The sequence below is a fragment of the Actinoplanes sp. NPDC023714 genome, assembly GCF_040639855.1.
Classification (GTDB): Bacteria; Actinomycetota; Actinomycetes; order Mycobacteriales; family Micromonosporaceae; genus Actinoplanes.
This window is the reverse complement of record NZ_JBFAAR010000001.1, coordinates 244,678-252,434: the sequence shown is the minus strand read 5'-3', so window position 1 is coordinate 252,434 and position 7,757 is coordinate 244,678. Positions and strand designations below refer to the sequence as shown.

Below are 7,757 nucleotides of genomic sequence, written 5' to 3'. Positions count from 1 at the left end.
GCACAAGATCGGCGGGAAGAGGGCGCGGGAGAGGTCCGCGCTCCCAGCCCTCCGCGATCTTGTGAAGCTCCGCAGGGACGGCACTGTGGAAATCATCAAGATCGGGAAAGGGAGGGGGCGGGGCGAGCAGGGCGGGCGAGCAGGGCGGGCGAGCAGGGCGGGCGCTAGAAGGCGCCGGAGGAGAGCGCCGCGAGGGCCGTGTGCGCCATGACCCGGACCCCGTATCCGATGGAGCGCTCGTCCACGTCGAAATCGCCCTGGTGCAGGTCGTGCCGCTCGTCCGAGCCGGGCACCCCGGTGCCGAGCCGGATCATCGCGCCCGGCACGTGTTCGAGGTAGAACGAGAAGTCCTCGCCGCCCATGCTGAGCTCGGCCTCGACCACCCGGTCGGCGCCGAGCGCGGCGCCGGCCGCACCCGCCACGATCGCCGACGCCATCCGGTCGTTGATCACCGGCGGGACGCCTCGCTTGTAGTCGACCTCGACCTGGGCCCCGGTCGCCGCGACCACGTCGTGGATCAGCTTGGTGACCAGCTCCGGCGCCTCCCGCCAGGCCTCCCGGCTGAGCACCCGGACGGTACCGCGCACCTCGCCCGCGCCGGGGATGGCGTTGAACGCCTGGCCCGCGTGCACGGCGCCCCAGACCAGCGAGATGCCGGCCCGCGGGTCGATCCGGCGGTTCAGCAGGGCCGGCACGTCGACGATGACTCGGCCCAGCGCGTGCACCAGGTCGGCGGTGAGGTGCGGCCGGGCGGTGTGCCCGCCGGGGCCGGTGAGCTTCACCTCGACCGCGTCGGCGGCCGCCGTGAACGGCCCGGACCGGACGCCGACCAGGCCGGCCGGCAGTTGCGGGTAGCAGTGCAGCGCGAAGATGGCGGCGACGTCCTCGAGCGCGCCGGCCGCGATCACCTCGGGCGCGCCGGAGGGCATCGCCTCCTCGGCCGGCTGGAAGATCAGCCGGACCCGGCCGGGCAGCTCGCCCTGCTCGTCGAGGTGGGCCAGGGCCATGCCGAGGCCGAGCGCCACGGTCGTGTGCACGTCGTGGCCGCAGGCGTGTGCCAGGTTGTCCACGGTGCTGCGGTACGGCACGTCCTTGAGGTCCCGCAGCGGCAGCGCGTCGATGTCGGCGCGGAACGCGATGACCCGCTCACCCTCGCCGATGTCGCAGATGACGCCGTTGCCCCGGGGCAGCATCTTCGGTGAGAGACCGGCCACGGCCAGCTCCCGGAAGATCAGCGCAGCGGTCTCGAACTCGGAGTGTGACGGCTCGGGGTGGGCGTGGATGTGACGGCGAATGGCTACCAGCTCTGCGCCCCTCGCGGCGAGCCAGCGGTCCAGCTGGCCGGGGAGCGGGTCCGTACCGGGGGGCGTCCCGGGCCATGACGTATCGACACCTTCCGGTGCCGTCAGAGCAGTAGTCACGTCGGCTTCCGTATTCGTTCTAGAGGTTTGTCGGGTTTCGCGACGCGCGCCAGCTTAACCCGAATGCAGTCACGCTGTGTAACGGGTGAGTAAAGAACACAGCAGAGATCGGGCGGGCCCATGGGAGATCGTCCCGGCCCGCCAACCCCTCAACGGGTAGCGAATCGCGGAGGTGACGCGACGCACTACCGGTCCGTTGCGCCGGTCAGAAGCGCTCGACCGGCCGGTGGACGCCCCAGACACCACGCAACGTGTGGCATACCTCCCCCACCGTCGCACGGAGCCGCAACGCCTCCTTCATCAACGGTAGGACGTTCACGCTTCCGGCGGCGGCCTTACCGAGATCCGCGAGGGCGGCCTGCACCGCCGGGTTGTCCCGCTCGGCCCGCAGGGTGGCGAGCCGGGCCACCTGGGCGGCCTCGATGGCCGGGTCGACCCGCAGCGGCTCGTACTTCTCCTCGCTCTGGGCGGCGAACCGGTTCACCCCGACGACGACCCGCTCCCCCGAGTCGATCTCGTTGGCGATCTGGTACGCGGACTTCTCGATCTCACCCTTCTGGAAGCCCTGCTCGATGGCGTCGACGGCCGAGCCGAGCTCGAAGACGCGCTCGATCAGCGCGGTCGCCTCGCGCTCCACCGCGTCGGTCATCGCCTCGACCGCGTAGGAGCCGGCGAACGGGTCGACCGTGCCGGTCAGCCCGCTCTCGTAGGCGAGGACCTGCTGGGTGCGGAGCGCGAGCCGGGCCGACTTCTCGGTCGGGAGAGCGATCGCTTCGTCGTACGAATTGGTGTGCAGCGACTGCGTGCCGCCGGCGATGGCACCCAGAGCTTGGATCGCCACCCGGATGAGGTTGACCTCGGGCTGCTGGGCGGTCAGCTGGACGCCGGCGGTCTGGGTGTGGAACCGGAGCATCATCGACTTCGGGTCCTGCGCGCCGAAGTCGTCCCGCATGATCCGGGCCCACATCCGCCGCGCCGCCCGGAACTTGGCGATCTCCTCGAGCAGGGTGGTGCGGGCCACGAAGAAGAACGACAGCCGGGGCGCGAAGTCGTCGACGGCCAGGCCGGCCGCGATCGCGGCGCGGACGTACTCGATGCCGTTGGCCAGGGTGAACGCGATCTCCTGCGCGGGCGAGGCGCCGGCCTCGGCCATGTGGTACCCGGAGATCGAGATGGTGTTCCACTTGGGGATCTCCGCCTTGCAGTAGGCGAAGGTGTCGGCGACCAGCCGCAGCGACGGCTTGGGCGGGAAGATGTACGTCCCCCGGGCGATGTACTCCTTGAGGATGTCGTTCTGGATCGTCCCCTGCAGTGCCGTGCCCGGCACGCCCTGCTCCTCGGCGACCAGCTGGTAGAGCAGGAGCAGCACGGAACCCGGTGCGTTGATGGTCATCGAAGTGGACACCTGGTCGAGCGGGATGTCCTTGAACAGCAGGCGCATGTCGTCGATCGAGTCGATCGCCACGCCGACCTTGCCGACCTCACCGTGCGCGATCGGGTCGTCCGAGTCGTAGCCCATCTGGGTGGGCAGGTCGAACGCCACCGACAGGCCCATCGTCCCGGCCGCGAGCAGCTGGTGGTAACGGGCGTTGGACTCCGCGGCCGTGCCGAAACCCGCGTACTGACGCATGGTCCATGGCCGTTTGGTGTACATCGTCGGATAGACGCCACGGGTGTAGGGATATTGACCCGGCTGTTCGTTTCCGACGCCCGAAGGCACGTCGTCGGGACCGTAGACCGGCTTGATCGGGAACCCGGACTCTGCATTCACAGGGTGATCCTAATGTTCGTTCAGGACGCCGACAGTGAGGGATTTTGCACCCAGCGTTCGCTCGCGCTGCACCCTCGGCCACTCGGCGGCTACCCACCGTCGAAGTGAGTTGAACACTCGCACAGTGACTTTCATTGAACGCCACCCAGCGGGCAAGATAGCGGGGTTGGCCGACAGCCCCTATACCCCCTCGGTGGCAACCTCAGTGACTCAGATTCCGACGTGGAGCGGTGGCAACACCTCCCCCCTCAGCGGACGTGCAGCCCCGGGCACGCTCATCGGCGGGCGCTACACGCTGCGCGCCGCGGTGGGCCACGGCGGCATGGGCACGGTGTGGCGCGCGGCTGACACGCTGCTGCGCCGGGACGTGGCGATCAAGGAGGTGATCCTCCCGCCCGGTCTCGCCCCCAGCGACCGCGACGCGATGTACGAGCGCACCATGCGGGAGGCCCGCGCCGCCGCCGCGCTCCAGCACCCCGCGGTCGTCCAGGTCTACGACGTCGTCCACGAGAACGGCCGGCCGTGGATCGTGATGGAGCTGCTGGACGCCCGCAGCCTCGCCGACATGGTCATCGAGGACGGCCCGGTCTCCCCGCGGGTGGTCGCCAAGATCGGCATCGCGCTGCTCGGCGCGCTCGAGGTCGCGCACGCGCACGGCGTGCTGCACCGCGACGTGAAGCCGGCGAACGTGCTGATCTGCCAGGACGGGCGCTGCGTGCTGACCGACTTCGGCGTGGCCCGGATGCCCACCGACGTGCAGCTCACGACGCCCGGCATGGTCCTGGGCTCGCCGCACTTCATCTCGCCGGAGCGGGCCATGGGCCACGACTTCGGGCCGCCGAGCGACCTGTTCTCGCTGGGCGTCACGCTCTACACCGCGATCGAGGGCCGCCCGCCGTTCGACAAGGGCGACCCGATCGAGACGATGCACGCGGTCGTCGAGGACCCGCCGGCGCCGGTCGTGCGCGCGGGCTCGCTCACCCCGGTGCTGATGGGCCTGCTGGAGAAGGACCCGGCCCGCCGGATGGACGTGCAGACCGCGCGGACCATCCTGCGCCAGCAGCTGGCCGGCCCGCTCGCCAGCAAGCAGCCGCCGCACATGATGACCGACCCCTACTCGGTCGTCTCGTCCCGGCCGACCAGCCCGGCGCCGGCCGAGACGCAGCAGATCCCGCCGCAGCCGACCGGCCAGATCGGCGGCCGGGCCATGCTCGCGCCCGGCGAGTCGCTCACCGACCACCTGAACAAGCTCGAGGCGCAGAACAAGCCGGCCGGCGGCCGGCGGCGCGCCCCCGAGCCGGCCGGCGAGACGCCCGGCGGATACCCGACCGGCCTGATGCCGGCCCAGCAGAGCCCGGCGGGCCCGGCGGCCGACGCGACCAGCCTCATCCCGCCGCAGGGGCCGCGCCCCGGCACCGTGGTGATGAGCCCGGCCGCGAAGCGCCGCGCCACCGTCGCCAAGGTCACCGCCGGGGCGAAGGAGACCACCGGCAGGCTGGTCACCACGTTCCGGTCGTGGCCGCGCAACAAGCAGCTGATCACCGGTGGCGCCGCGGCCGCCGTGGTGCTGGTGCTGATCCTGGTCTTCTCGCTCGGCGGGGGCGACCCCGACCCGGCGCAGCAGCCGCAGGCCCAGCCGCCGGCCAGCGCCGCGCCGCCGGTCGACACGCCGTTCGAGACGCAGGCCTTCAAGGGCAACGCCACGATCAACGTGCAGGTCCCGGCCGGCTGGACCCGGTCCTCGGGCCAGACCTACGTGGACTACATCAACCCGGACAACAACGCGGTCAAGGTACGGGTCCTGCTCGAGAAGGGCTCGATCTCGCCGAACCGGTTCGTCAACGAGACCGCGCCCGGCACCCTGAAGAAGTCGAAGAACTGCCCGAAGCCCTACACCCAGGGCGAGACCATCGAGGTCGAGATGGCCGGCACCAAGGCCGCGCAGTTCGAGTACACCTGCGGCGAGGGCGACGCGATGCGGCACGGCATCTGGCGGATGACCACGGTCGGCAACCGGATGTACTCGTTCTACCTGACCACGCCGGAGGCGAACTTCGCCGAAAGCAAGAAGTACTTCGACAAGATGGCGGAGACCTTCCAGATCGTCGGGTGACGCTGTGCTATCAATCCCTGATGGCGTCCGAAGTTGATGTTGACCTGAGAGACCGGGCCGAGGCCTGGCTCGCCGACGATCCCGACCCGGCGAGCCGGCAGGAGCTGCGCGAGCTGATCGACCGGCTGCCGGCGACCGCGGCCGAGCTGCGTGACCGGTTCGCCGGTCCGCTCACCTTCGGCACGGCCGGGCTGCGGGGGCCGCTGCGCGCCGGTCCGAACGGCATGAATCTGGCGGTGGTCACCCAGGCGGCGGCCGGCCTGGTGGCCTGGCTCGCGGCGCAGGGCGGCCGGGGACCCCTGATCATCGGGTACGACGCCCGTCACGGTTCCCGGGAGTTCGCCGAGCGGACCGCGCGCGTGGCGACCGGAGCGGGCCGCGAGGCGCTGCTCATGCCGCGTACCCTGCCGACCCCGGTGCTGGCCTACGCCGTGCGCGCCCTGGACGCGGTGGCCGGCGTCATGGTGACCGCCAGCCACAACCCGCCGCAGGACAACGGCTACAAGGTCTACCTGGGCGCGCAGCTGGGCGGGCCGGCCGGCGACGGCGCGCAGATCGTGCCGCCGGCCGACGCCGGGATCGAGGCCGCGATCCGGGCGGTGGGCAGCCTCGCCGCGGTGCCGCTGGGCGAGCCGGGCACCGTGCTCGCGGACGACTTCTCCGAGGGATACGTACGGGAGGCCGCGGGCGTCCTGACCGCGGGCGGCCCTCGTGATCTCACGATCGCCTACACCCCGCTGCACGGCGTCGGCGGCGAGACCCTGGCCGCCGCATTCGAGAGAGCCGGCTTCGGAGCACCGGCCATCGTCGCCGACCAGCAGGAACCCGATCCCGAGTTCCCGACCGTGAACTTCCCCAACCCGGAGGAGCCGGGCGCGATGGACCACCTGCTGGAGCTCGCCGCCCGCAACGACGCGGACCTGGCGATCGCCAACGACCCGGACGCGGACCGCTGCGCCGTGGCCGTCCCCACGGCCAGCGGCTGGCGTCCGCTGCGCGGCGACGAGCTCGGCGTCCTCCTCGCCGACCACCTGATTCGGCGCGGCGTGACCGGCACCTACGCCACCACGATCGTCTCGTCGTCACTTCTCGGCCGGCTCTGCGCGGCCCGCGGCGTCCCCTACGCCGAGACCCTCACCGGCTTCAAGTGGATCGTGCGCGCCGCCGAGGAGCTGGCCTTCGGGTACGAGGAGGCGCTCGGTTACTGCGTCGCCCCGGCGATGGTGCGGGACAAGGACGGCATCACCGCGGCGCTCACCGTGGCGGAGCTGGCCGCGCAGCTGAGGACCGAGGGCCGGACCCTCGGCGACCGCCTGGACGAGCTGGCTGCCGAGTTCGGGGTGCACGCCACCGATCAGCTGTCGGTCCGCGTCGACGACCTCGCCGAGATCGGGCTGGCGATGGGCCGGGCCCGGCAGAACCCGCCGTCCACTCTGCTCGGTTCGCCGGTCACCGAGGTGGCCGACCTGCTGCCGGAGAACGACGTGCTGACGTTCCGGACGGACACGACCCGCGTGGTGATCCGCCCGTCGGGCACCGAGCCGAAGCTCAAGGCGTACCTCGAAGTGGTCGCGCCCGTCGCGGAGGGCGACCTGGCGACGGCCCGGACCACCGCGGCGGCCGCCCTCGCCACCCTGCGCGGCGAGATCGCCGCGGTGCTGGGCGTGTGACACCGGTCCGGCCGGCTTCCCAAAGGCAGCCGGCCGGGCCGGAACGTTTCAGAGCGACGGCTTGGGGGTGCCCAGCGCCGCCTGGATGGCCCGGCCCAGGGTGGCCACCACGAGGGCCACGCTCGGCCGGACGATCGAGTCCTCCAGCGACACGTCGCCGACGAACCCGGCGTTGCTGGCGATCTCCTCGAGCCGCTCGTGCGCCCGCTCGGCCTCGTCGGCCGGCAGCTTCAGGGCCGGCTCCATCCGCGCCGCGACGAGCAGCGTGGCGAGCGCGGCCGTGCGCTCGTCGGGAAGCGTGTTCCCGACGAGCGCGGCCGCGAGCCGCTGCCGGATCTCGGCCTCGTAGGCCGGGTCGGTCGTCGGGTAGCGGTGCACGTGGATCACGCCGAGCTGGGTCTCGTCGACGTCGCGGACGACACCCCGGTCGCACAGGTCCTCCAGGACCCGGGTGCGCAGGCGGTGACGCAGACGCTGCAGCCACTGCGCCGGGGTGTGCGGCTCGTCCGCCGCCACCTTCTGCAGGACCGCGTCGGCGACCGGGTCGCCGAGCGGAGTGGCGTCGACGACCTTGAGGTAGCCGTCGGCGGCGTAGGCGACCCGGTTCGCCAGTGCGAGGTCGATCAGGACGGCCGCGGCCATGCCCAGGTCGAGCCCGATGCGCGAGCCGGTCGCCTTACCGGTCTGGTCGTCGTACGCGAGGAGGAGGAGTTCCTCGGCGAGCGGGATGGGGGTCATATCTGACAACGATAGTGCGCCTCGTCACGAGATCCGATCCCCAG

Annotated in this window: 5 protein-coding genes; 2 read left to right on the top strand and 3 right to left on the bottom strand. The window is 71.7% G+C overall.

What is annotated here, in order from left to right:
* Positions 1–164 precede the first annotated feature (164 nt).
* A complete protein-coding gene (locus AB0G10_RS01270) occupies positions 165–1,421 on the bottom strand; it encodes an amidohydrolase (RefSeq protein ID WP_360914678.1) in 1,257 nt (418 codons plus the stop codon).
* A gap of 205 nt (positions 1,422–1,626) precedes the next feature.
* A complete protein-coding gene (locus AB0G10_RS01265; protein WP_360914675.1) occupies positions 1,627–3,192 on the bottom strand; it encodes an acyl-CoA mutase large subunit family protein in 1,566 nt (521 codons plus the stop codon).
* A gap of 205 nt (positions 3,193–3,397) precedes the next feature.
* On the opposite strand from AB0G10_RS01265, the gene AB0G10_RS01260 reads away from it, so the two are divergent.
* Together AB0G10_RS01260 and AB0G10_RS01255 are read left to right on the top strand one after the other, a co-directional pair.
* The gene (locus AB0G10_RS01260; RefSeq protein ID WP_360914672.1) at positions 3,398–5,305 is read left to right on the top strand and encodes a protein kinase; all 1,908 of its coding nucleotides are present in this window, start codon (positions 3,398–3,400) and stop codon (positions 5,303–5,305) included.
* 20 nt (positions 5,306–5,325) lie between these two features.
* Complete coding sequence (locus AB0G10_RS01255) at positions 5,326–6,975, top strand: phospho-sugar mutase (protein ID WP_360914669.1); 1,650 nt, start codon at positions 5,326–5,328, stop codon at positions 6,973–6,975.
* Between the two features lie 48 nt (positions 6,976–7,023).
* Here the strand turns inward: AB0G10_RS01255 and AB0G10_RS01250 are convergent, their stop codons facing one another.
* The gene (locus AB0G10_RS01250) at positions 7,024–7,713 is read right to left on the bottom strand and encodes a GPP34 family phosphoprotein (RefSeq protein WP_360914667.1); all 690 of its coding nucleotides are present in this window, start codon (positions 7,711–7,713) and stop codon (positions 7,024–7,026) included.
* Positions 7,714–7,757: the final 44 nt, after the last annotated feature.